Origin of the sequence: Desulfonema magnum (genome assembly GCF_017377395.1) — a bacterium.
Lineage (GTDB): Bacteria > Desulfobacterota > Desulfobacteria > Desulfobacterales > 4be13 > Desulfonema_C > Desulfonema_C magnum.
This window is the reverse complement of record NZ_CP061800.1, coordinates 5816410-5841295: the sequence shown is the minus strand read 5'-3', so window position 1 is coordinate 5841295 and position 24886 is coordinate 5816410. Positions and strand designations below refer to the sequence as shown.

The following is a 24886-nucleotide window of genomic DNA, read 5'->3' as shown; positions in this document are numbered from 1 at the left end:
AAACCGAAATAAAAACAGAGACGGGGGAGGGGGAAAGAACATATCCGGAAGACGGAAAAAGGTGGGTAGTGTTCCAAAACTGGAGCTAAAAATCTTAACCATTTGAATCAATTTAGGAAATATCGGTTCAAGTCCAGTTTTAGAACACTACCAAAAGGTGCTTTCACCCATAGCCGGTCATTAACACCGGCTTAATATAACCAGCCGTTGATGCGGCACAAATCGGACAAAAAAAATCGCAGGGCGATTTTTTTTGTCCGATTTGTGCCGCATAACTAAATGTATTTGCTGGCAATATGAATAGTTATTTTTATAAATTCACTTTGATTCTACTTATTTTTATTTCCGGATGTGCCGTTATTTGTCCAACCTGTCCTCAGAATGAACAGGATAAACACGGGCATGGGTTTTCCATAAAAGATACTTTTTTAGAAGATATTGCGTATTGCGCTCATGGAAATAACTTTGAAATAATCAATATGGAAGCAGGAAGATTATTCTTAGATGGTAAAGGTGAAAGGGAGAGTCTTTGTATAAGATATAAAGAAACAACTGGCATAAAGAAAATAGGAGCATCCGGGTCGGTTAGGGGAACAGGAGGATCGTTTGAATATGAGAATAAAGGTACCGAAATTGATAGATTTTGTATTGAACGCAAATTAAAAAACAACAAATATTTTTTCAAAGTTTATGAAGGTATTGGATTTAAAAAATTTTATGACACACATTGTAAAAACTTTACACGGTGGGGTTTTTTTGACGATTCAGGTATCTTTACAAATGATTAAATGTGTAACCGAAAGAAACAGTGCGGAGCTTTAGGTTTATTGAAAAAATGAATGAACATCAATGAACGGGGAGGGTAGGATGAGAGCGGAAGAAATCAGACAGGAAGTAAGCCGGCTGGGACTTGCTGAAAAGTTGTTATTGGTGGAAGATGTGTGGGATTCCATTGCGTTGGGCAATTCGGAACTTCCCCTGCCCGAGTGGCAAAAAAGGGAACTGGATAAAAGGTATGAGGAGTATAAGACGGGGAAACAGAATCTCCACGACTGGAAGTCTGTTCATGAAACTCTGAGGAATGAATACAAATGAGACTGCGCTATACTGACAGGGCAAGAGATGACCTTGAGATTGCTTTTTCATGGTATGAGCGGCAGAGAAGAGGTCTCGGCTTTGATTTTTTGGACTGTGTGGAGGCGGCTTTGCAAAACGTCATTGAGAATCCTGAGATGTATCAGATACGTTATTCAAATTTTCGGGGCTGTGTGATCAGGAGGTTTCCGTTCTCAATTTTCTATACGGTCGAATCTGATGAAATTGCGGTGCATTCCGTATTCGATAACAGACAAAATCCCAAAAAGAGACCTTGAAAACTGTTAAGCCCGTTTTTATTTTTAAGCTTGAAGAAGTAAAACAACAAGTTGGTATATAAATTAAAATATAACCCCATGTTGAAGCGGACGGCGGGGGCTGGTTCTCGTTTGAAGTTGTTCGCCGAATCCCCCGCCGCAGCTTAACATTAGCGTTATATTTTTTTCAGTAAGGCAGAGCGGTTATGAAAGCGAAAAGCGGAGCTTTGCAACTTCGGTTACAGTCGTAGCCATCAGAGGGAATATCTATGAATCAAAGTAAATATGATCGGTTGGCAGACTTTTTAAACGATCCGCCGGTCAGAATGAAAACTCGCCTGGTACAGTTGAAGAAAGACGGGAGAGAACTGTCTGAGAGAGATGATTTTCTGTGGTTCATATTGCTTCAGAGCTTCTCAACAATGGGAAACAGCAGAGGCAGGACGGGTCTGATCGGCACAGAAAGCAACTACAGACGTATTGCATACGATTATGTGAAAAGTGAGGTGAGCGAATCAGAAAGGTCGGAGCATTTTGACAGGGTACTGAGAGATGCGAAAGTCAGAATGCCCGGCAAGAAGGCGAAATGGCTGGTTTCAAATCTGAATCGTATTGAGAGCTATGGCGGAGTGACGAAAGCAAACACCATTGCGTTTTCCATCAGAGGACGCACTGAAAAAATCAGATTCATGAAGGCATTCGACGGCATCGGTGAGAAATATGGCAGAAATATCTGGATGGACATATACGACAAAGACTTTTATGAATCTGTGGCTGTTGATGAGAGAATAAAAAAATTTTCAAAAGAATTGGATGTCTCGTTTACCAAATATGATGACCATGAAAAATTTTATTTGGAACTGGCAGGAAAGATAAATCTTCAGGGGTGGGAGCTTGACCGGCTTATGTATCACTTCAGCACTGAGATTCTTGAGGCAATAAATGCCTGATGAAACGGGCAGCCAGCTAAAGTAAAAAAAAGGAGACACTCCGGTTTCAGAAAAATATAACCCTCAAATGAAGCGGACGGGGCTACTTGGCGATTAATGAAGTTGATGACTCAATCCGCCCCGCCGCTTATTATTAAAGTTATATTTTTCAAAATTGAAAGGGGAGAATAGTTGAAAAGAAGAGGTTTTGTGGTTCTTGCTTTGATATTTCTGGCTGGCTGCGTAACCACATATCATCCGAAAGATTTTGCAGGCTTCGGATTCGAGGAGGTAAATGTTGACGGAGATACCTATGTTGTGTATTTCCGGGCAAATTCGCTCACAACTCCTGATGTCGTATCCAAATATCTTCTTTACCGTTGTGCCGAGCTTACTCTGATAGAGAAGGGCTACGACTATTTCACAGTTGTCGAAAGTGAGGATATGAGCAGAGTTGTCTCATCGGGATGTCTCGGAGGATCGTCCACATATCCCGGTTTTTCAAAAACAATAAAAATCTTCAAAGGTCGGAAACCCTCCAAGTATGAAAATGCGTATGAGGCAAGGACGGTCATGAAAAATCTTGAAGATTTCATGAGGGGAAATCGTTTTTAAATGCGAACAACAAAAACGGTGCAACGTGTCGGGCTTATGATAGTCCTTATGTTTTCCGGTCTGTATCTTCAGGTAGTTGAAAACCGGGCAGAGTCAGCAGGAACCGATATAAATATAAGAGAACTTGTCTCGGCAGAGATGCACGATCAGATTGTTATCCGAAATTATACCGGGTTTGATGCGGAACTGACAGACGGAAAGAGTTTTTTTGACATTCCGGCAGACGGAGGAGCTATAATATACTGTGAGTCTGATGCGGAATATAATTTTTCTCTCAGCATCGAAACTGATGAGGGAACTTATTTCAACGAGTTTGATTCACATTGCGGAAAAAAATTTGCAATTTGCGAGGATTGGAATGACGGAGGGACGGAGATATGAGCAAAACGCTTTTCAGAGCGGCTCTCGTCCTTTTCATTGCCGGTCTGCTCGGATGCAGCGGTGCCGAAAATTCTGACGGAAGCAGCAAATCAACTTATTCGTCATGTAAAATCATAAGTTCGAATGCTCTTCTCAATTCTGATCGTCAGCATGACCTCCAACAGTGCTGGGACGGTGTTGATTTTGAAAGCAGGGGCGATGCGATGGCTTGGTGCGAAGGCAAGGTAAATAATTATCTGAGCAACACCTATCTGTTCGGTCATAGCGTAACTTATGCAGTAGAATCAACTAATTGTCCTTAAAAAAATATAACCCTGCAATGAAGCGGACGGCGGGGGCTGGCTCTCAACGGAAGATTTCAGTAAATCCCCCGCCGCCGCTTATTTCAGGCGTTATATTAAGCCTCACGGCAGGGAAGAAAGGGGTCAGGTTACAATGTCGGATCACAAAGTGATCGGTTTCTCGCATATTTCGGAGGAGGAGAAGTGATCTGCGACGGCGACGCGTGTATCATAGCGGGTTCTGAGGCGAAGATGAAAGATTACGTCTCCCGCATGAACCTGAAAGGCAGCCCGGCAATAAAGAGGACCCGCTTCGGAGAGATAAAAAAGGGTCTCGGACTCGGAGCGGCATACTGCTTCGACGAGGAGTCATACGGCCGTTTTTATCCGTCTGCGCAAAAGGCGGGGATAAAAGCCGGGCCGGAGGATTTTTCAGGGGAGACGCCGACGGGCCTTCATTTCGTGAGGGTCGGAAAAATGTCAGTGTCGGGGAACTGAAAGGGAGGAACGTGCGATGAGACTTCCCGAAGACCTTGAAAGAAAACATGTCATATCGGAACTGAGGAGGGAGGGAATTTTCCCGGGAGGGGACGGGCCGCTGCCGGTGCCGGCATCTCCGGCGGAAATCCGTCCGGACGTCGGCGAACTTTGTCCGCCGGGATTTTCGGCGCATCCCGTGTCTCCGTTTCCGGGACACGGCGTTTTGCATACGGACGGAAATGCCGGGGAGACGTCTCCGGAGCGTCCGGCATGGGAGGTTGCGGACATATTCCGTGTTCACGGTGAGGAATACCGTGAGAGGCACCCCCTCACGCCGCGGCAGCGGAAAGTGATGTCGGACATTGAAAACTGCCGCACCGGGGAGTTCGGATTTCATGCGGAGGTGTGCGGGGAATGCGGCCACACGGAGATATCGTACAACTCCTGTCACAACCGTCACTGCCCGAAATGCCAGGGCATTGCGAAACGCAGATGGGTGAACGCCCGCATCGGACAGCTTCTTCCCATACCTTATTATCACGTCGTGTTCACCCTTCCGAACATGACATTTCCGCTGTGCCATTATAATCAGGCGCTTATATACGATCTCCTTATCACCTGTGCGGCGGAGACGCTGAAAGCGTTCGGAAAGGATCCGAAATGGCTCGGAGCGGAGATCGGATTTTACGGAATACTTCACACATGGGGTCAGACCTTATGCACGCACCTTCACATTCACTTTGTCGTGACCGGCGGAGGCCTGAACGAACACGGAGAATGGGTGAGTCCGAAGTGCGGGGGAAAATTTCTCTCCCCCGTGTGCGCCCTTTCGAAGGTGTTCCGGGGAAAGTTCGTCGGCGGACTGAAAAAGGCGTATTATGACGGAGAACTGACCGTGCCGGATGAGAGGGCGGAACTGAGGAAGCCGGAGGGATTTGAGAAATGGCTGAACAGCCTTGCCGCCCGCAGATGGGTCGTGTATGCGAAAGCGCCGTTCGCCGGGCCGGAGGAGGTGGTAAGATACATCGGAAGATACACGCACCGTGTCGCCATAGGCAGCCACCGCATCATATCCGTCGAAAACGGACAGGTCACGTTCTCATACAAAGATTACAAAGACAAAGGACACAGGAAGGAGATGACCCTGACGGCGGACGAGTTCATCCGCCGCTTTCTCCTTCACGTCCTGCCGTCCGGGTTTCACCGGATCCGCCATTACGGAATCCTCGCCAACGGGAAGGCCGCAAAAAACACGGAGATGATCCGTGAGATGCTGAGATCGGAAGATGACACCGGCGACGGGACACCCGCACCGGAGCCGGGAGATGAATTCACGAAGATCCGCCCCGTCTGCGGCGGCGGGAAAATGATCTGCGTTCTCATCGTTCATCCGTATTACAGGATCAGCCGCACGCATCTTCTTCCGCCGCATCTCACAGGCGGGGAGGCGTATGAGGACACATCATAATACAAATGACGTAAGAATGTATAATATAGTATGTCACATCTTACCGAAATAAAATATCATGTTCCGTGTTCGGAAACGGAAGTCACGGGGCGGAGGTGTGTCCTGAGAACGGAACCGGCATAAAAAAAGGGGAGATCATGTCATCCGGAAGACATAATTTTCAGAAAAACCGAAATAAAAACAGAGACGGGGGAGGGGGAAAGAACATATCCGGAAGACGGAAAAAGGTGCTTTCACCCATAGCCGGTCATTAACACCGGCTTAATATAACCAGCCGTTGATGCGGCACAAATCGGACAAAAAAAATCGCAGGGCGATTTTTTTTGTCCGATTTGTGCCGCATAACTAAATGTTAGCCATCTTTTGGAATAAAACGCAGTAAAATTTATGGTTGAAGAAAGGCAACCATCGGAATCTATGTCACCATTCCGGCAGATTTCGTAAAGAGGTGTTATTTGTTTATGAAGTGCTTCCATGAAATTTCTCAGCGTGTTTGGGGAAAAAGCCGTCTTTTTTTTGTCTTCTTTCTTCTGTATGGCAATGCTCAGGCTCAGCCTTTGACAGTTGCAACCACTATTGATCCTCCCTTGGTGTATCATGATGAAGGGGGAAAGCTGACCGGAGCCACTGTCGAGCTTATTCAGGAAGCCGCCCGTCGCCTCGGGCGGGAAGTCTCAATCAAGCCTGTTCCCTGGAAACGGGCCATGAAATATGTTGAAAATGGGGTAAACGACAGCGTCTGCTGTGCCGGGCGCACAGAAGAACGTCTCGAATACCTTTATTTTCCCGGCATGAGCATCACCTCCGAAGAAAATGTTTGGTTCTCTGGTAATTCGTGTTAAAAACAAATTATTTATAAATCAGTAGGTTATCATAAATATCCGGGTGATGAATGTCAGTTTTATGTTTTCTCTTTCCTGTCTGACAAGGTTTTCGGATGACTTAACGACAAACCTGTATTATATATATTATATTTTATCAACCTGATATTAAAAAACAGGGAGACCGGAACATGACATTCACATCCGAGGCAAAGACTATTGGCAGACAGCAGGAAAATTCTTCTTATTTCCCCGGGGAGAATCCGTATTTTCCGTTCGGAAACAGTACGGAGGACAGGGAAAAACACGAAGCGCGGTATCCGCGTTTCCCTGATTATAACGGATTTAGGGGAGGCTTCCCGGCGGCACTGTCATTCCGATTTCAAACCGGAACCCGCCGTTTATGCGGCAAAGGATTCAATGGTTCGGACAGTTTTTGCAGACAAATTTCACTGAGACAGAACTTATCCTTATGATATCATTTTTATTTTACAGGCCTGCCGTATTTATTCGCATGTCAGCTTCCGGGCTGACATGAAATAAAATGCGGCTCCGACCTGAAAAATTTCCTGCAAATTTTGTCATTTTTTTCAAAAGGAAAAACTTACAAAATTTGTAAGTTTTTGTATAACTGTCTTAAATTAACAGCAATAAAAACTTACAAAAAATGTAACTTTTCCGATTCCGGAAACAGGGCGGTTTTTACGGAATCCGCCGTTAAAAACTGTCCGAACCATTGCACGGGCACAGGCTTTTTAAAATTTTCCCCGGAATGACATGCGGGGAAAACGGCATCTTCCGGCATAATAATTTCAGGATGTTGTGCCCTCCCCTAAATCCGTTATAATCAGGATTTATGACATCCTGCCGGTCATATCCCCGTTCATAAAGATTTCTTATCAGACGGAGCTTCCATTTTCTGCGGTTCCCGTGGTCATGGCGGGTCTCCTGAGTTTTCAGGTGCGCCATCACGGCCACGGCAAACGGATTGCGGCTTTTTTCCAGCTCATCCCACTGTTTCCGGTAATCATTCAGCTTCACCACCGGAAATTCCATGGTGATGCTGAATCCCCACAGCCCGTAACTAAACGGCTTGGGTTTCCATGCCGGTCCTTCGTCCGCCAGCACGGCCAGACTCACCACCGGCTTCCGGTGGCGGTCAAAAATCCGGTAATTATACACAAACATCCGCTCGGAAAAACCCGGCTCGTACTTTCCCTGAATTTCGGTATGCGCCAGCAGCCACGTCTCATCCCCGTTCTTCTGCCACACCTTTGCCAGTTGTCCGCCAGCCGTTTTCCCAGTTCGGCGTCACGCACGGCCTGCTGAAATTCCTTGTCAAGAAACTCGTGGCCCCTCTGCCAGTCAATTCCCTCCGCCGCGTCAGGAAAGAAAAATTCCAGAAACTCACGAAAATATCTTTCCAGCAGTTCCTTCCACGGCGAGTCATATTGGTCCTGTGTTTTTTCATCCGTCATTTGTCCGTTGTTTTTTTACCTCCTGTTTCACCTTCCGGAGTGCCAAACTGAAAGCTGTAAATATGCCGCCCCCACGGGGTTTTCCCCGCCCGAATTATAATTCCTAATCCGTGCAGATTCTTATCAATCTCTTTTCTTATACAAAATCCCTGTAGCAAAACGAAAGATCCGTAAACCGGAGACTTCCTGCCAAACTGAAAGTTTGGCACTCCGGACTCCTTTGCCTAACGGGCTGTATATTTAATAATAATCATACTCATTATGAATTTTTTGGTCTGAGCAAAAGGTCAGAAAGTTTATAAACTGAATTGAATGCAACAGAGACGAAGCAAAGCGTGAAACCCAAGTCAGCTTCAGGTGTAACTGGAATATAACATATTAAAGAATAATAGAAAATCATTCCAATGATGTCAAGCAAAAATGGGCAATTTTGGATTCAATCTGCCCTATAAAAAATACACAAAAAAAACATTTTTCTGACACATCAGTTTTTCAGAGCATGTCACTGACAATTCTCTGTGTTCTTTAACAAACTGATATTAAAATGCATTATCAATTGTTTTATTTTCCTTTTGTTTCCGCTCTCTCCTCTCTTTATTTATACCAGCGTTTTCTTCCAAGTTATTCACATAATATATCATGATATAATATTCAGGATCACCAAATCTGTCCGGAACAATTGATACAATTAAAATATCATTATCCTTATTCCAATGTAAGGAACGCCCTTTTTTACCATAAGCGACGTTTTCGTTCCAGTCTGTTACAGCAGGGTCTCCGTATTTTTTTCTGAGTACGTCAATAACATCCGACCTTTGTTTTTTGGTCTTTATTCTGAAAAACAAAGGCTTTTTTGTATGACCTGAAAACACAATCTCAACATAAGCAAACGGCGTGTTCTTATTTTGTGTATGTCTGTACGTCAGTTTAACCGGGTTGTCTTCAGTATCCATCACATCATCATATCTCAGTTCTCTGCTGAGTTCATATAATTTGGGAAAATAGTTTTGTAAGAATCCTTTGTAGTTTGTTGTCATATCTGCCAGCGTCCCTCTTTCCAGGACATCAGAACCCAGTTTATTTTTGAGTTTCCACTTAATCCTTTCAGTAAGTCTTGTATTTGCGTCAATATCAAAGAAAGTGAATGTCTTGGGATTTTTTTGCTGAGACATTTCAGCGTCTTTTTTACTACATGCTCCAATACACATTAAAATCAGACAAATTAAACACACCATAATCGCTTGATTTTTTTTATTCATAATGCCCTCCTGGGTTTTCATGGAAAATGTCAGGCCTAAGAAAAAGACTATTAAACTTTCATATGTTGTTATGGTTACAGAACTGTGACTGTTATCTGAAAGCTGACAGATGATGATTTGAAACCATAATATATTTTTTCAATTTTGACAAGTTTTTCGAGGAATGCTTTGTTTTATCCTGTTTATGCAGGACAGGGTTGCAAGAAAATGCCTGGGATGAGTTTACAACCCCGGTCCTGCAAGGGGAGCGAAACAGTCCTGGCGAATTTTAGAAAATTCAGATTGCATTTTTGAAACAGTAAGCTTATATTAAATGTTTTTAGTTATACGGGGATATTTTCGGTATTCGAAAATCTGAAGCCCTTTTTTTAAAAAAATTTACAGGAAAAAATTATTAACAGGAGGAGAAATTTAATGAAAAAAAGTGTTGTTACTTTTATGGGACTGCTTTTTTTGCTGTCTGTGACAGCTTCCCAGGTGATATCCGGGGAAGTGCGGCATAAAACGTTCAATGAGCAGGAAATCAAGGCAATGCAAATGACAAACGCGGTCATTCACACAAAATTCGGTGATATGTCTCTGAAATTCTTTCCGGAAGTCGCACCGAATCATGTCAGCAACTTCATTGAACTGGCTAAAAAAGGATTTTACAACGGCACCACTTTTCACAGAGTCATTCCTGGTTTTATGATCCAGGGCGGTGATCCCAATTCGAAAAATCCTGACAAATCAAAACATGGAACAGGAGGACCGGGGTATCAGCTCAAAGCGGAATTCAATGACAAATCTCATAAAAAGGGAATACTTTCAATGGCAAGGTCCGGTCATCCTGACAGTGCCGGGTCCCAATTTTTTATCTGTGTGGCTGACGCCCCCCACCTTGATGGCAAATACACTGTTTTCGGTGAGGTCATCAAAGGAACAGAAGTCGCGGATAAAATTGTTTCTCAAGAAAAAGACCGTCGGAATAATCCGTTGGAACGAATTGAAATGAAAGTGGAAATTGTACCTATTAAGACTGAAGGAGCGTCTGAGGAAAGTGTTAAAAAAGAGTAAGCAGTGTTTATGAAGGGGCAATCCGTTCGGATCTGCCTCCTGTTTTTGAAAACTCACGACTTAAAAAAAACATGATGAAATAATCCTGAAATACGGGTGAACTGAATATCAGACCCCCGAGGTTTTCAAAACCTCGGAGGTCTTTGCCCGTCTGAAATTGTTGGGTCGTGTACTAGTCAATTTTTCTGTCTGTTGTATTCCAATCTATTTTGATACCGTTTGAGTTTTGAAATCATACTATACAAAAGCTTTATTTTGTTCTGTTGCAGATAATTGTACTTTTTCAATACTTGATTTCAATAGTGAATTGGTATGAGACCGATTTTTTCTGCGAGTTTTTCCATGTCCTCATCTGTATGATTAACATTGGCGGTTTTTTTTCAATAATCCTGTGGTGCTTCCGCGTGACAAGGATTGCATGGGGATGAGCAGCTTCGATGATTTTCCAACGCTTTCCGTTTAAATCTCTGATTTGATGTGCAGGAGATCAGCACAAACAGGATACAGAAAACATAACACATCGTTATTTTAATGCTGAGTTTCATAATTTTTTTTTATTCTCAAAGTTATAGGTATTAATGACATAACCACTTTAATTTGTTCTTGATAAACAGCTCAATATTTGATAAGGTGCAAATAAAAAGAAAAACTTACAGGAGTGCCTTTGCATAACTCGGCGGACCAGACCGATTTAAAATGAAAAATAATATTTGCTTTTTACGGAATATTTTTCTAAAATTCTCATATTCAGGCCAGAGTGGAATGTCCGGTGGGTTCCGCTTCGCTTCACCCACCCTACACCACATTTTTCCAAACTGGGTATATTATTGATGTCCGGTGGGTTCCGCTTCGCTTCACCCACCCTACACCACATTTTTCCGAACTGGGTATATTATTTATTTGAAGTTCCCTTGTTCAATGTTCCCTCGTTCATTCCCCCCTTGTTCTCTCGCTCCTCTCGTTCCCGAGCCTCATGTGGGAATGCAGTTTGGTGATTCCGCATGTCATCCGGGACGCGGTGTCTCAAAGGCTTTCCCACATGAACCATGGAAGGAAAATCATGAGATCAGCGGTATTATGAAAAAACAGAGTGTTTTTTGGCATTAACCAACTGTTTTTACATTAATATTGAATTTGTTATGACCAACTGAAAATTCTGGTTTGCAATTGTCTGAAAAACTATGATATGTGAGAAAAATAAAAAGAGCAGTTTTCTCTACAATCCATCTGCTCTTACCATAACCAAATAATAAAGGGGGAAAATTTAATCTTATTATATGAATGATAATTCCAATAACAACGATAAAAAGACCAAAGTGACGTTCTCGGACATAGAATTATCAAGACAGTTGTTCGGTGAGCATAATGATAATCTCCGAAAAATTGCAGAATCCGTAGGCGTTACAATCCATGCAAGAGGAAACACGGTATTTATCCAGGGGGATTCCATTGCGGCAAGCCTTGCGCAAAATGTACTCAGACAGCTTTATGGTCTGCTGAAAAGCGGGTATCCTGTCTATCCTAATGACATTGATTACGCGGTCAGAGCCCTGAGCAAGGATGATCGTATCCAACTAAAAGAAATTTTTATGGATACGGTTTATATCACTTCAAAAAAACGTGCGATAACGCCCAAGAGTCAGGCTCAGAAAGAATATATTGACGCGATGCGGAAGTTTGATATTGTTTTCGGGGTCGGACCCGCGGGAACAGGGAAAACCTACCTGGCCATGGCCATGGCCATTGCCGCGTTTTCAAAAGGACTGGTAAGCCGGATTATTCTTACCCGGCCCGCGGTTGAAGCAGGTGAGGCCCTGGGATTTTTACCAGGAGATCTCACAGAAAAGGTTGATCCGTATTTAAGACCGCTTTATGATGCGCTTCATGACATGATGCGGTTTGAGAAAGTATCAAATCTGATGCAACAGGGAGTCATAGAAGTCGCACCGATTGCGTTTATGCGCGGCAGAACCCTGAATGACTCTTTCATCATTCTGGACGAAGCCCAGAATACCACATCAGAGCAGATGAAAATGTTCCTGACCCGTATCGGATTCAGTTCCAAGGCGGTGATCACAGGTGATATCACGCAAGTTGACCTTCCGGTTGATAAAGCTTCAGGACTTATAGAAGCAAAAAATATCCTACAGGAAATTGACGGCATAAAATTCGTCTTTTTTTCAAAAATTGACGTGGTAAGGCACAGGCTGGTTCAGGAAATTATCAGGGCTTATGAAGAATTGGATGCAAGCAGAACAAAATGATTTGTGCTTTGGAATTTGTTGTCCGGCAACTGACAACTGAAAGCTGACCAGATGAAAAAACGAAAAGAATCGCTCAGTAAATTTTTCGGTTCCAGCAAATGGGTGCGATGGGGCATTCTCGTTATTGTCATGAGCATGTTCACAATTATTCTCTATCCGAATCTTATTACCAGCGGGCAGCATTCCTATCAGGTAGGGGATGTTGCTGAAAGGGATATAAAAGCGCACAGGGATTTCTCCATAATAAATAAAGAAGCGACAAAGACAGCGCGTGAGCAGGTCGCGGAAAAAATCCTGACGGTTTATGATCATGATGAAACGCTCCTGCCCAAATTAATCCGACAGGTAAATCAGGCATTTGGGAATATGCGAAAAATCTTTGAAACTGAAAAACAGGGAGTTCGGGATACCGGAGTCATCAAGGAAAAAAAACAAGAAACCAGCGACAAAGAAAAGGCTGAATCTTCCGAATCTGAGACACTCATCGAAAAAATATCCCTGCATGACCAAATTCAGCAAATGAAAAAAGCGTTTGAGAACAAACTCGGTATTTCTGTCAGTGAAGACGCTTTTGTTCTTTTGGAAAAAGAACAGTTTTCCCAAAAAATTTCAGATATAATCATCCGAATTTTAACAGATATATTAAAAAACGGAGTGGTGGCAAATAAAGAGGTCCTTATCCGAGAAAAAGGAATAAATCTCAGGACTGTCGGAACACAGAAAGAATTTGAAATTAATAAGTTAAAGGATTTAAAACAATTTTACGGACCTGAGCAGTATAAACAGATGGTGAGAATTATAGCGGAACCGATGGTGAAAAATATCAACAAGGCTCTGATCCCCGTGATTGTGGAATTTTCTCAGAATCTCATACAGCCCAATATCACATTAAACCGAAGTGAAACTGAAGAACGGAAGCGGGCGGCCGCGGAGAAAGTTGAACCGATCCTTTATAAGATAAAGGCCGGAGAAATGATCCTGCGCGAAGGTGAAAGGGCCACGGAACTCCAACTGCTGAAATTAAAAAAATTGAATGCGGATAAAAAAAAGGAGAAAATATATGCGAAAAGTTTCGGAGCCGCGGGAATGCTTCTGTGTCTGCTTCTGATAACATATACGCTCTATCTGAATCGCCATGCTCAACAGACATGCAGACATAACAAAGACCTGGTATTCATGGCCAGCATCCTGATCGCGTTTTTTTTCCTTCCCAAAATATCAGCCATTTCATTTGAATCACTGACCCGGACCGGCCCTTTTTCCATATCTGCTTCGTCAATGTCTTTTGGTATACCGCTTGCCGCAAGCACCATGACCATCTGTCTGTTTATGGGACTTGAAATGGCTGTCTCCATTGCCACAGTAATTGCCGTGTCCACGGCAGTCATCTTTCAAAACAGCTTTGAAATTTTTGTCTATTATCTGCTGAGTTGTATTATGGGGGCCTACTGGATGCAGGAATGCAAGGAACGCAAAGTATTTATAAAAGCAGGTATAAAGCTTGGTTTTCTGAATGTGATTCTTGCGACAAGTACGAATATTTATATGGGTAATTATTCTGTCACGGAATTTTTTTGGGACTGGGCTTTCGCATTTAGCGGCGGCGTGGGTTCGGGGATCATCACAGCCGGTCTTGCCCCGCTTTTGGAAATCGCTTTTGGTTATACCACATATATCACCCTTCACGAGCTTGCAAACCTTGAGCAGCCCATTCTTCGCAGGCTTATGATGGAGGCACCCGGCACATATCATCATTCTGTTGTGGTCGGGTCCATGGTCGAGGCAGCGGCTTCTGAGATCGGTGCCAATCCCCTGCTTGCAAAAGTGTGCGGGTATTATCACGATATCGGTAAGCTGAAACAACCACTGTATTTTGTTGAAAACCAGAGCGACGGCAAAAACAGACATGACAAGCTTGCCCCTTCCATGTCAAGTCTCATCCTGATTTCTCATGTCAAAAACGGGGTTGAGATCGCGAAAAAATATAAACTGGGCCAGGTGATCACTGACACCATCCAGCAGCATCACGGAACAAGCCTTATACGATTCTTTTATGAAAAAGCAAAGCAGTTAAAAGGAGAAGATGCTGTAAAAATTGAAGATTTCAGATATCCGGGTCCCCGGCCCCAGACCCGTGAGGCCGGGCTTGTCATGTTGGCGGATGTCGTGGAAGCCGCTTCAAGAACCCTTGAAAATCCAACGCCTTCCAGAATTCAGGGTCATGTTCACAAGCTGATAAACGCCATTTTCTCAGACAGTCAGCTCGATAACTGCGAACTGACCCTGAGAGACCTTCATAACATCGCAAAAAGTTTTAATAAAATATTAAACGGAATTCACCATCACCGCATTGAATATCCCGAAAAATCAGGTTCGGGCAATGTAAAAGAAAAAAAGGAAAAAAAGGAGAAACATGAGCGTTCTGATCAGCAACAGCCAAACCCGGCTGGAGATAAACCCCGAAAAAGTCCGGAAAACAGCTCAGGCAGTCTTAAACGCCTTGGCGTGTCCTGATGACGAGCTTTCCATTCTTATTGTTGATGATCTCCGGATCGCCGAGCTGAACAAAGAATATCTTGAACGAGAAGGCCCCACAAATGTCATAGCCTTCCCCATGTGTGATTATTTTGAAGCGGAAGATGATATCCGGAAGCCTGAGAGAAATATAATGCCAAAGCTGCTGGGGGATGTGGTGATTTCGGTGGACACTGCCCGGAAAGAAGGGGAAAAAGCAGGAATCACCATGGAAGAACGTTTTACCCAGTTACTGGTCCATGGCATTCTTCATCTGATCGGTTATGATCATGAACAGACAGAGGCGGAAGCACTTCGTATGGAAATGAAAACCAATGAACTCCTGAAACTGATTGGCGGGGTTCCCACTGATTCTCTGCTTTGAAATGAAATCCGCATTTATCATTCTTTTTATCTTTTCAGTCCTGCTTATTTCGGGTTCTGACCTTTTTGCTCAGGAATCCGATAATAAAAGAGGACATAAAGGCCCTGTGAGTCATCAGGCCATATTATCAGAACTGCGCAGCGGTGAAACCGTCCGGGAATATGTTATTCAGGGAAATGATCTGCTTGATATTATAAGAAAAACAGACAGAGATATAAAAATCAGTGATGCGATTATAGAAGGGGGGCTGGATTTTTCAGGTTTGACGGTTCAGAACAAAATAGAAATCATTGGCTCTGAAATCCGTTTTGATAAGAAAAACGCTTTTTCCATTAAAGCAAAGCACACGAGCTTTGATATCATTTCTTTCAGAGGTTCCGTGTTCGTCGGCCAGGCCGACTTCTCAGACAGTGCCTTTGGCAATATGGCCGACTTCTCAGATGTCGTATTTTTCGGATCCTCCGGCTTCATGGATAAAACAGATTTCTCAAATGTTATTTTCAGCAAAATTGCAAATTTTTCAAACAGCGATTTCGGCAATACAGCAGATTTTTCAAATGTGGTTTTTCATGATGTTGCAAACTTTTCTGACAATGTGTTCAAAAAAGAGGCGTTTTTCTTCGGAGCCGTATTTGAAAACGAAGCCTTTTTTGGTAAGGCGGACTTTCAAAACGAAGCCCTTTTTTTCGGAACAGCTTTCAAAAGCAAGGCATATTTTTCACGCGCAAAATTTAATGGTTCGGCAAATTTTTTTCAGGCGGCTTTTGATGATAAAACAACTTTCTTCAAGGCTGCTGTCCGAAGCCTCAACTTTACCAACACTGAAATTCCGAGTACGATAAAAGGGCGCATGGACTTCAGGAAAGCCAGAATTTCAGAGGCGCATTTTCAGGATATTATCTTTGAGAAGGATGTGGATTTTTCAGATGCGGAATTTGGCGTGCCTGTGGGTGATAATGAGAAGAATAAGCATTTTGCCCTGGTTTTCAGATCCGCCCTCTTTAAATCTGATGCCTATTTTACCCGGACAAAATTTCCTGCAAATACAGCTTTTGAAATCACCACGTTTAAAAACCATGCCAACTTTAAAGACGCTGTTTTTAAAACCGGCTCTGAGAAGAATAAACAGAAATTTTCGCTCTCTTATGTGAATTTTAACACGCTGGTGATCCAATGGGACCAGCTTCCGGATACTGAATACTGGGTGCGTGAAACCAGGGAAAGGATAAAGAGCTTTGCAGATATGGAGGAAGACACAGATCAGGCCAATAAAGAGACGGAAGCTGACTCCGGAGAAAGCGTGGAGGCTTTATCCCAAGTATTAAAAACCCTGGAGGAAAACTTCCGCATGCATAATGATCTGGATGATGCGAATAAGGCGTATTATCATATGAATCTGGCGGAATTGGAGGAGGCAAGACAGGGAAATGACGTATGGCTGAGAATTCAGAAAGAGTCAGAATGGCTGTTCTGGGGAATCACCTGTCATTACGGAACAAATATCTGGCGGATACTTTTGTGGTCTCTCCTGATTCATCTTATTTTTACAATAATTTATTTTGCCAAAGGAACACTGAGGCGATCTCCGCCTCCGCCTGTCCGGCAGGATTTCACGTTCACACAAAGACTTTTTGAATTTCCCCGTTACTACCTCACGGGCAGATATAAACCCAGGACAAACAACGCACTGTACAACGCTCACAGATTCAGCATGGTCATCTTGTTTAAAATCGGTTACAGAGATACGACAATTTCCGGAAGAATTATGGGAATCGCCTGCCGATATATTGTCTGGTCTGAATGGCTTCTGGGACTTGTTGTGCTGGCGTTTATCCTTGTTACGTTGTCAAATACGCTGCCTATTATCAATATGCTTATCACCGGGTTATTTTAATCCGGCCGGAAAGCGTTATTATTCAGACAGATCAGAGAGGGATGTTGCTTATGCGGACATATATTTTAATTCTTTTCACAGCCGCGCTGCTTTTTTTAAATGGCTGTGTATCACCTCAGATAAAACTCTTCACTGACACTTCTGACCCGCTTCAGGAGTTCACCCTTGAAGGTGAGGAAAAAGGAAAGGTGTTGGTGATTCCTGTAAACGGATTTATTTCAGATGCTCCGGGCACACAATTTTTTCGCTCCAAACCGAGTGTTGTCCGGACTGTTGTTTCCCAGCTCAGGAAAGCTGAAAAAGATGACGAGATCAGGGCAGTTCTCTTAAAGATTAACTCTGCCGGCGGCACAGTCACGGCAAGCGATTTGCTTTATCATGAAATAATGGCTTTCAAAAAGCGGACAGGAATTAAAATCGCCGCGGTTATGATGGATATCGCCACATCAGGGGCATATTATATTTCGCTTCCCGCGGATTTTATCATGGCCCATCCCACCACAATTACCGGTTCCGTGGGGATTCTGTTCATACGGCCCAGGCTGAACAGCCTCATGGAGAAAATCGGTCTGGATGTGGAGATAAACAAATCCGGCAGGAATAAGGATATGGGTTCCCTTTTTCGGAAACCCACTGAGGAAGAAGCGGAAATCCTGGCACACATGGTTGACGAACTCAAGGAAAGATTCCTAAACCTTGTGAAAGTTCATCGCAAAGTTGATCAGAACGCTTTGTCCCGCATCTCGACTGCCCGTGTCTGCCTCGCCAGGGAGGCGCAGCAACTGGGGCTTATAGACAACATCGGATATTTAAGCGACGCTGTTTTAAAGGCAAAGTCTCTCGCGGGACTGGCCCCGGACGCAAAAGTCGTTGTTTATCGCCGCACCGAATACCCGGATGACAATATTTATAACACCTCTGTCATGAATTACAACGACGGAGGAAATTTTTCCTTAATCAAGATGGCATTGCCAGAAGCCATAACCAATTTACGAACAGGTTTTTATTATCTGTGGAACAGATGAATTGAAAATTGAAAAAGGACGTTAATTCTCAATTCTCAATTCTCAATTTCAGAAAAAGGGGATTTTTGATGAAATTAAATGACAGGTTGTATGATTTATTTGCGGATAAGGCGAAAAGTGTGACAATTGAGGTGCTGAGTCTGGGGCTGGGATATACGGCTGTTACCACGTCAGATGGCGGGATGGGAATTTCTTATACTTATTTTGAAAGTAAAAAATCCTGCGCTCTGAATAAGGATTATGATGATTACGAGGGCAAATCCGCGTCCGGGCTGCTTGAAAAAATCAGAAGCACGGATACTGTCCAAAGAAGCATGGCCCTTGCGCTGATAAATGCACTGAATTATGAAAGCGCACTTTCACTGCCCGAAGATCGCAAAAACACCATCATGTTTGAAAAATTTAATATCGGACAAGGCACCAAGGTGGCAATGGTGGGGTTTTTTGGTCCGATGATGAGACTGTTTAAGGAAAGAAAAGCTGAACTGGAAGTGATGGACAGCTTCCGAGGACTGGGGGGAAAAGAAAATTTTTATGAAAAGCTTGAAAACTGGGCTGATGTATTGTTTTTAACTTCAACATCCATTCTGAACAATACAACTGAGGAAATTCTTGAACGGACCGGTGAAACTGTTAAAACCGTAATGATCGGACCGAGTACGCCCATGGTGAGGGAAGCGTTTGAAAATTTGCCGGTACAGATGCTTGCCGGCACGGTTCCGGTTGAAAAAGAAAAAGTGTTAAAAGCGGTTCGGCACGGAACCGGAACACCTGTTATCCAAAGATTCAGCAAAAAATCCTTTCTGGATCTTTTTTAGGCAAAATCAGACCCCCGAGGTTTCCAAAACCTCGGAGGTCTTTCACCCGTCCAGACAAAATCAGACCTCCGAGGTTTTCAAAACCTCGGAGGTCTTTCACCCGTCAAATTCATTGCGGTCGGGTACTACTGATATTCTCTGTCAAACGGACACAACGCCTCTCTCTTTCCTTTCAAAATTTCACTTGCCAGAGAAATATTTTTTTTACCATAAGTTTCCAAACATTTCGAGAGACTGGCAAGATTCATCTGGTTTCGGAAATTGACGGCTTTGAGCAGAATAGGAAGATTGACCGCGGATATCACATCCACACGACCTTCTTTTAAAAAAGAATAGCTCAGGTTGGAAGGGGTCCCGCCGAACATATCGGTGAAAATAATAACTCCCTTTTTCCGGTCTGCTGCCCTGATTCCCCTGGCAATCTTCCCACGCAGCTTTCCTGCATCTTCGCCAGAGCTTACGGAAACCGATACAAGCGCTTCGGGACGGTTGCCAAGAATCGCCTCGGCAGTATCAATGAGCGCATTCCCCAACTGATTGTGTGTCACCACCACTAATCCTACCATAAAAAGCCTCCGAATTTGTTTTTTAAAATTTATTTCTCATGTTCAAGTTTTGTTCTTTAAACGGGAAATCATAAAAGCTGTTTTCACTACAAGGATTTGATAGGATGTCAGACCTCCGAGGTTTTCAAAACCTCGGAGGTCTTCACCGTTCCTGTCTGAAAATTATCATTAAATTCAGGCAACTGAAAAAACCTGATCATCAAGTTTTTTTGATAATTCGTTTTTAGCGAATTATATCTGTCATGTCAACACTAAAATTCTATTTTAGCGAATATTCCGTTTTTACTTGCTTTTATATTCGTGTTTTGCGAATAATGATTTATATGAAAGTGTTAAGTGTTAGGTGTTAGGTGTTAGGTGTCAGGTGTCAGGTGTCAGGTGTTAGGTGTCAGGTGTCAGGTGTCAGGTGTCAGGTGTCAGGTGTTAAGTGTTAGGTGTTAGGTGTTAGGTGTTAGGTGTTAAGTGTTAGGTGTTAGAAAACATCTTTAAATTTTTGGTAATCCTGCAAAGGTAGTGATGAATGAGATTCAGTCCCCCGATTTATCAGGACACAGAATCTCATTCATCACTGCTTGTGCAGGACTACCAAATTTTCATATTCCGTTGTGGGTGAGCCGGTCATGATCGTATTTATTAATTAATTTCAAAGGGAACGATGTTATGGATATTCCACAGACAACACACCTTTTCCGGGCTGCTTTCAAATATTGCTTTAAAAATTCAGAGTTTAAAAGCCAGAAAGCCGTTGCCATGGTCGCGGGGGTCAGCGAAAGCACCATCAGCGAGATGATGACCAAAAAATCTTACGGCCCCCAGACCCAGGCCAGGATTGCAAAAGTGTTCGGATATGATGATCTGCTTGACTTCTTCGCGCTGGGCCGGAAACTGCTTGAGGGAAATCATAAACCGGATTCGTTAATCATTCAGGTGGAATCTGACCGGGAAAAAGCGGTGTTGGAGGAGCAGATTGAACATTACAGGGCGGTTCCACTTTATGAATCCGGGAAGCTGGCCGCGGGGGAAAAGGGACTGATGTTCGATCCTTATGAACAGGCAGTATCAACCATTATTCTGTATCAGCAGGAACTGACCGGAAGAATGAACCATAAGCTCATAGGACTGAAGGTCGGGGGAACAAGCATGAGTCCTGTCATTCCCCCGGGTTCCGTTGTTGTGATAGATTTGGATGACCGTGAACTGCTGAACAATAAGATTTATGCTGTGAACTATCCCCAGAACGGGGAGAATATCGCCGCGGTGAAACGGGTACAAAAATGGAAACACGGATTTGTCCTTCTGAGCAGTGATCCCGAATACCCCCCGGAACTCTCGGAACTGGACTGGAATGAATTATGTGTGGGCCGGGCCGTGTGGATATGGCGGAGTTTGGAAGATATGTAACAGAAGAACCTCTTTATTTTTCGTTATAACTATCCAACTTCATCTCACGGTACTCGCCCGGGTTCTTCTGCGGTGTTTCATGAGACATGATTTTCTTTTGTTTTTCAGAATCCGTCCTGCCCTGATATTCCTCAGAATCAGGAGAACTATCAGATAGTTTTCAAAATCCGACAGCGTTTCACAATATCGCATAACGCAACGTCAAGGACTTCGCGTTAGCGATTTTTCCTCTCCCTTCTGAATCCGATTTGTAAGCCTCCGTAAAAATTAGCCACAAAGACACAAAGACACAAAGGAACCACAAAGAGACTTCGTGAAACTTCGTGCCTTCGTGGCAAAAAAAGGAACCGCAAAGAGACTTCGTGGAACTTCGTGCCTTCGTGGCAAAAAAAGGAACCGCAAAGAGACTTCGTGAAACTTCGTGCCTTCGTGCCTTCGTGGCAAAAAAAGGAACCGCAAAGAGACTTCGTGAGACTTCGTGCCTTCGTGGCAAAAAAACGGGTGCGTCCCGCCTTTTACACATAAAACCTGTCCTTGTGTAAAAGGCGGGACACACCCAAAAAAATTTTAATAAAAATATTGCGTCTGAAACACTCCGCATGTATATTGCTATTTGAATTTTATTTCAAATGCAATTATTTTTTCTGTGACTCTGTAGATAGCATAAATGGCAAAAATTATTTTTTTTAACCTTATATTTTCTATCGCGAGGAGTTTAACATGTCTGAAAAATGGGTATATCTGTTCAACGAACTTGACCAGGCTGAAAAACATGTCGGCGGCGATTGGGAAGCTGTGCGCGGACTTCTTGGAGGTAAGGGGACAAATCTGGCGGAAATGGCGCGTATTGGTGTGCCGGTTCCTCCCGGATTTACCGTAACAACCGAAGCCTGCAACGCTTATCTGGCCTCAGGCGGAAGTTTTCCCGAAGGGATGTGGGAACAGGAAAAGGAAGCATTGACAGCTATCCAGGCGGAAACCGGGAAAACATTCGGAAACCGGGAAAACCCTTTGCTGGTTTCCTGCCGTTCCGGTGCCAAATTTTCCATGCCCGGAATGATGGACACCGTACTCAATATTGGGCTGAACGATGAAACCGTTAAGGGCATGATCGAACTGACCGGGGACGAACGCTTCGTGTATGACGCCTACCGCCGCCTTGTGCAGATGTTCGGCAATGTCGTAATGGGTGTGCCTGATGAGGCATTTGAAGAAATCCTCACTGAGGTCAGAAAAAAACAAGGTGTCCGGACAGATACTGAACTGACAGCAGACGCCTGGAAGTCAGTAACAGAAAAATTCAAGGAAATTTTCAAACGCCGCACCAAACTTGATTTTCCAGATGATCCATATGTGCAGCTGAAGCTTGCCACGGAAGCGGTTTTTAAGAGCTGGAATGGCAAACGGGCTGTTGATTATCGCAATGCAGCAGGTATTTCCCATGACCTCGGCACCGCGGTCAGCATTGTGACAATGGTTTTTGGCAATATGGGGGAAGACAGCGCCACCGGCGTTGCCATGACCCGCAACGGGTCCACCGGAGAGAATCAGATTGAGGGGGATTATCTGACAAATGCCCAGGGAGAAGACGTGGTGGCCGGCATTCGTCTGACCAAAGACCTGACGCAGATGAAAACGGAACTGCCCAAAGCTTATGCAGAATTTGAACAAATCGCCCGGCGTCTGGAAAAACACTATCATGAAATGCAGGATGTGGAATTCACCATTGAAAAGGGCAAACTCTGGATGCTGCAAACCCGGGACGGCAAACGCACTGCCCAGGCTGCTGTGCGTATTGCCGCGGATATGGTCGAGGAGGGTCTGATCACCCGGGAAGAAGCGGTGTTGCGTGTGACACCGGAACAGGTTGATTTTTTTCTGCATCCGCAGTTTGACCCCGAAGCCGCAAAAATGGCCCGGACCGGAGGCAATATGCTTGCCGAAGGGCTTAATGTCTCACCCGGTGCGGCCGTGGGAATGGTCGTGTTTGAAGCGGATCTGGCCGAAGAATGGGCAAAAGAGGGCAAACAGGTTATCATGGTTCGGCCCGAAACCAAACCGGATGATGTGCATGGCATGTTAGCAGCCCGGGGAATTCTCACCAGCCGGGGAGGACGCACCAGCCACGCGGCCCTGGTTGCCCGTCAGTTTGGCAAACCCGCTGTGGTCGGTGTCTCATCGCTTGAAATTGACATGGGCCGCCGGCAGATGGCTGTAAAGGACAAAATCATCAAAGAGGGAGACTGGATATCCATTGACGGCACTGTCGGCGAAGTCTATGCGGGGAAATTGGCCACCATGATTCCTGATATCAAAGATCCCTGGCTGAGAAAGCTGCTTTCATGGGCTGACGAATTTCGAACCCTGGGGGTCTGGACCAATGCTGACTATCCCCATGATGCGAGGCGTGCGCTGGAGTACGGAGCCGAGGGCATTGGTCTGTGCCGCACAGAACATATGTTTTTCCAATCTGACCGGCTTCCCCATGTCCAGAAGATGATCATGGCTGATCTGCCCATTGAGCGAAGTGAGGCCCTCAAAGCACTGCTGCCATTTCAGCGAGAGGATTTTGCAGGTCTTTTCCAGGTTATGAACGGTCTCACGGTAATTATTCGCCTGATTGATCCGCCATTGCATGAATTTCTGCCCAGCCAGGTGGACCTGTTGCGAGATTTGGCTGATCTTAAGATCCGCCTGCAACATGCGGGCAAACTCAAAAAAATTGATGAACTCCTGGGCAAAGTCAGAAATAAGGAAAGGATACTCAAACGGGTTGAAAGTCTCCATGAGGCCAATCCCATGCTCGGACTGCGCGGGGTGCGCCTGGGGATTCTCATTCCGGAACTCACCATCATGCAGGTGCGTGCCATTTTCGAGGCCGCATGTATGGTGAGCAAAGAGGGGGTGGATGTTCGTCCGGAAATTATGATTCCGCTGACCACTCATGTTAATGAACTCAAAAAACAGCGGGAAGTGCTTGAAGCTGAGGCCATGATTGTCATGGAGGAGCGGGGGGTCGAAATTAACTACAAATTCGGCACCATGATAGAGCTTCCCCGTGCAGCCCTGACAACAGACCAGATTGCGGAATATGCCTCATTCATCTCGTTCGGAACCAATGATCTGACCCAGACAACATTCGGGATTTCCCGGGATGATGCGGAAGCAGGTTTTCTGATTGAGTACATGGAGAACGGAATTCTGCCGGACAATCCGTTTGACACCATTGACCGGGACGGTGTGGGGGAATTAATGAAAATTGCCGTGGAAAAGGGGCGTGCGGTGAGACCCGGGCTGGAATGCGGCATCTGCGGCGAGCATGGGGGGGATCCTCAGTCCATTGCGCTGTGCCATGAACTCGGGCTGAATTATGTTTCGTGTTCACCTTTCCGTGTGCCCATTGCACGGCTGGCCGCGGCTCATGCGGCTCTGCGTAAAAAATAAGTCCTATGCCCGGCAATTGATTGCCGGGCTGTTTTCCGGAAGGTATATTTTTTTGTCTAAAAAGCGGGACACACCCAACACTTAGCCCCCATAAAAATATCAGGTTATAAAAACTGTCCGACCCATTGAATTAAGACTTGATTAAAAAAATGAAAACAGATAGTTTCTATTTTTTACCGCGAAAATACATTTTGAAAACCCAGGTTTTTTATCTGAAAATATTTTCATGACCGGGGGCGAAAAACCCGGCTTTTTCATGAGCGTTACCGTGAAAATACATTTTGAAAACCCGGGTTTTTTATCTGAAAATATTTTCATGACCGGGGGCGAAAAACCCGGCTTTTTCATGAGCGTTTATATAGGAAATTATAAAATTCTGTAACAACGACAAGGAAATCAGATAAGAAAAGGAAAAAATTTTCCTTTTCTTATGCGAGTTTCCTGTTGTTTTTGAT

At 44.3% G+C, this 24886-nt stretch carries 23 protein-coding genes; 20 read left to right on the top strand and 3 right to left on the bottom strand.

Going from position 1 to position 24886, the window contains the following annotated elements; translation table 11 throughout:
• Positions 1-296: 296 nt before the first annotated feature.
• From dnm_RS22345 to dnm_RS22300, 10 genes are all read left to right on the top strand, one after another.
• Positions 297-788: a hypothetical protein gene (locus dnm_RS22345; RefSeq protein WP_207679107.1), complete on the top strand. Its 492-nt coding sequence runs from the start codon at positions 297-299 to the stop codon at positions 786-788.
• 79 nt (positions 789-867) lie between these two features.
• Positions 868-1095 (top strand): addiction module protein, encoded by a 228-nt coding sequence (locus dnm_RS22340; protein ID WP_207679106.1) that lies wholly within the window; start codon positions 868-870, stop codon positions 1093-1095.
• Positions 1092-1373, top strand: coding sequence for a type II toxin-antitoxin system RelE/ParE family toxin (locus dnm_RS22335; protein WP_207679105.1), 282 nt, complete (start codon positions 1092-1094; stop codon positions 1371-1373). The genes dnm_RS22340 and dnm_RS22335 overlap by 4 nt, the downstream gene beginning before the upstream one ends.
• 248 nt (positions 1374-1621) lie before the next feature.
• Positions 1622-2302, top strand: a complete 681-nt coding sequence (locus dnm_RS22330) for a hypothetical protein (protein WP_207679104.1) — start codon at positions 1622-1624, stop codon at positions 2300-2302.
• Between the two features lie 171 nt (positions 2303-2473).
• On the top strand, positions 2474-2896 hold the full coding sequence (locus tag dnm_RS22325) for a CC0125/CC1285 family lipoprotein (RefSeq protein ID WP_207679103.1): 423 nt from the start codon (positions 2474-2476) through the stop codon (positions 2894-2896).
• Positions 2897-3277, top strand: a complete 381-nt coding sequence (locus dnm_RS22320; protein WP_207679102.1) for a hypothetical protein — start codon at positions 2897-2899, stop codon at positions 3275-3277.
• A complete protein-coding gene (locus dnm_RS22315) occupies positions 3274-3579 on the top strand; it encodes a hypothetical protein (RefSeq protein WP_207679101.1) in 306 nt (101 codons plus the stop codon). Before dnm_RS22320 ends, dnm_RS22315 begins: the two co-directional genes overlap by 4 nt.
• A 231-nt stretch (positions 3580-3810) precedes the next feature.
• A complete protein-coding gene (locus dnm_RS22310; RefSeq protein WP_207678899.1) occupies positions 3811-4056 on the top strand; it encodes a hypothetical protein in 246 nt (81 codons plus the stop codon).
• A gap of 16 nt (positions 4057-4072) precedes the next feature.
• On the top strand, positions 4073-5506 hold the full coding sequence (locus dnm_RS22305; protein ID WP_207679100.1) for an IS91 family transposase: 1434 nt from the start codon (positions 4073-4075) through the stop codon (positions 5504-5506).
• 461 nt (positions 5507-5967) lie between these two features.
• Positions 5968-6348 carry a substrate-binding periplasmic protein gene (locus dnm_RS22300; protein WP_207679099.1) on the top strand — a complete coding sequence of 127 codons (381 nt, stop codon included), beginning with the start codon at positions 5968-5970 and terminating at the stop codon, positions 6346-6348.
• 696 nt (positions 6349-7044) lie between these two features.
• On the opposite strand, the gene dnm_RS22295 is transcribed toward dnm_RS22300, so the two are convergent.
• Positions 7045-7599, bottom strand: coding sequence for an RpnC/YadD family protein (locus dnm_RS22295; RefSeq protein ID WP_207679098.1), 555 nt, complete (start codon positions 7597-7599; stop codon positions 7045-7047).
• 745 nt (positions 7600-8344) lie between these two features.
• A complete protein-coding gene (locus dnm_RS22290) occupies positions 8345-9064 on the bottom strand; it encodes a hypothetical protein (RefSeq protein WP_207679097.1) in 720 nt (239 codons plus the stop codon).
• Positions 9065-9478: 414 nt separating this feature from the next.
• Here dnm_RS22290 and dnm_RS22285 point away from each other — a divergent pair, with 414 nt between their 5' ends.
• The 7 genes from dnm_RS22285 (at position 9479) to dnm_RS22255 (ending at position 19020) form a co-directional block, all read left to right on the top strand.
• The gene (locus dnm_RS22285) at positions 9479-10120 is read left to right on the top strand and encodes a peptidylprolyl isomerase (RefSeq protein ID WP_207679096.1); all 642 of its coding nucleotides are present in this window, start codon (positions 9479-9481) and stop codon (positions 10118-10120) included.
• A 1277-nt stretch (positions 10121-11397) separates the two neighbouring features.
• Positions 11398-12384 (top strand): PhoH family protein, encoded by a 987-nt coding sequence (locus dnm_RS22280; protein WP_207679095.1) that lies wholly within the window; start codon positions 11398-11400, stop codon positions 12382-12384.
• A 51-nt stretch (positions 12385-12435) separates the two neighbouring features.
• Entirely contained in the window at positions 12436-14898 is a 2463-nt protein-coding gene (locus dnm_RS22275) for an HD family phosphohydrolase (RefSeq protein WP_207679094.1), read from the top strand.
• On the top strand, positions 14798-15283 hold the full coding sequence (gene ybeY / locus dnm_RS22270; protein ID WP_207679093.1) for an rRNA maturation RNase YbeY: 486 nt from the start codon (positions 14798-14800) through the stop codon (positions 15281-15283). The genes dnm_RS22275 and ybeY overlap by 101 nt, the downstream gene beginning before the upstream one ends.
• Position 15284: 1 nt before the next feature.
• The gene (locus tag dnm_RS22265; RefSeq protein WP_207679092.1) at positions 15285-17177 is read left to right on the top strand and encodes a pentapeptide repeat-containing protein; all 1893 of its coding nucleotides are present in this window, start codon (positions 15285-15287) and stop codon (positions 17175-17177) included.
• A gap of 50 nt (positions 17178-17227) precedes the next feature.
• The gene (gene sppA / locus dnm_RS22260) at positions 17228-18202 is read left to right on the top strand and encodes a signal peptide peptidase SppA (RefSeq protein ID WP_207679091.1); all 975 of its coding nucleotides are present in this window, start codon (positions 17228-17230) and stop codon (positions 18200-18202) included.
• A 68-nt stretch (positions 18203-18270) separates the two neighbouring features.
• Positions 18271-19020, top strand: coding sequence for a DUF364 domain-containing protein (locus dnm_RS22255; protein WP_207679090.1), 750 nt, complete (start codon positions 18271-18273; stop codon positions 19018-19020).
• A gap of 125 nt (positions 19021-19145) precedes the next feature.
• Here dnm_RS22255 and dnm_RS22250 read toward each other — a convergent pair whose 3' ends face one another.
• On the bottom strand, positions 19146-19586 hold the full coding sequence (locus tag dnm_RS22250; protein ID WP_207679089.1) for a PTS sugar transporter subunit IIA: 441 nt from the start codon (positions 19584-19586) through the stop codon (positions 19146-19148).
• Positions 19587-20246: 660 nt separating this feature from the next.
• Here dnm_RS22250 and dnm_RS22245 point away from each other — a divergent pair.
• The 3 genes from dnm_RS22245 to ppdK all read left to right on the top strand — a co-directional run bounded on the left by dnm_RS22245 (position 20247) and on the right by ppdK (position 24431).
• Positions 20247-20987 (top strand): S24 family peptidase, encoded by a 741-nt coding sequence (locus dnm_RS22245; protein WP_207679088.1) that lies wholly within the window; start codon positions 20247-20249, stop codon positions 20985-20987.
• 362 nt (positions 20988-21349) lie between these two features.
• Positions 21350-21529: a hypothetical protein gene (locus dnm_RS22240; RefSeq protein ID WP_207679087.1), complete on the top strand. Its 180-nt coding sequence runs from the start codon at positions 21350-21352 to the stop codon at positions 21527-21529.
• A 178-nt stretch (positions 21530-21707) separates the two neighbouring features.
• Positions 21708-24431 carry a pyruvate, phosphate dikinase gene (gene ppdK, locus dnm_RS22235; protein ID WP_207679086.1) on the top strand — a complete coding sequence of 908 codons (2724 nt, stop codon included), beginning with the start codon at positions 21708-21710 and terminating at the stop codon, positions 24429-24431.
• Positions 24432-24886: the final 455 nt, after the last annotated feature.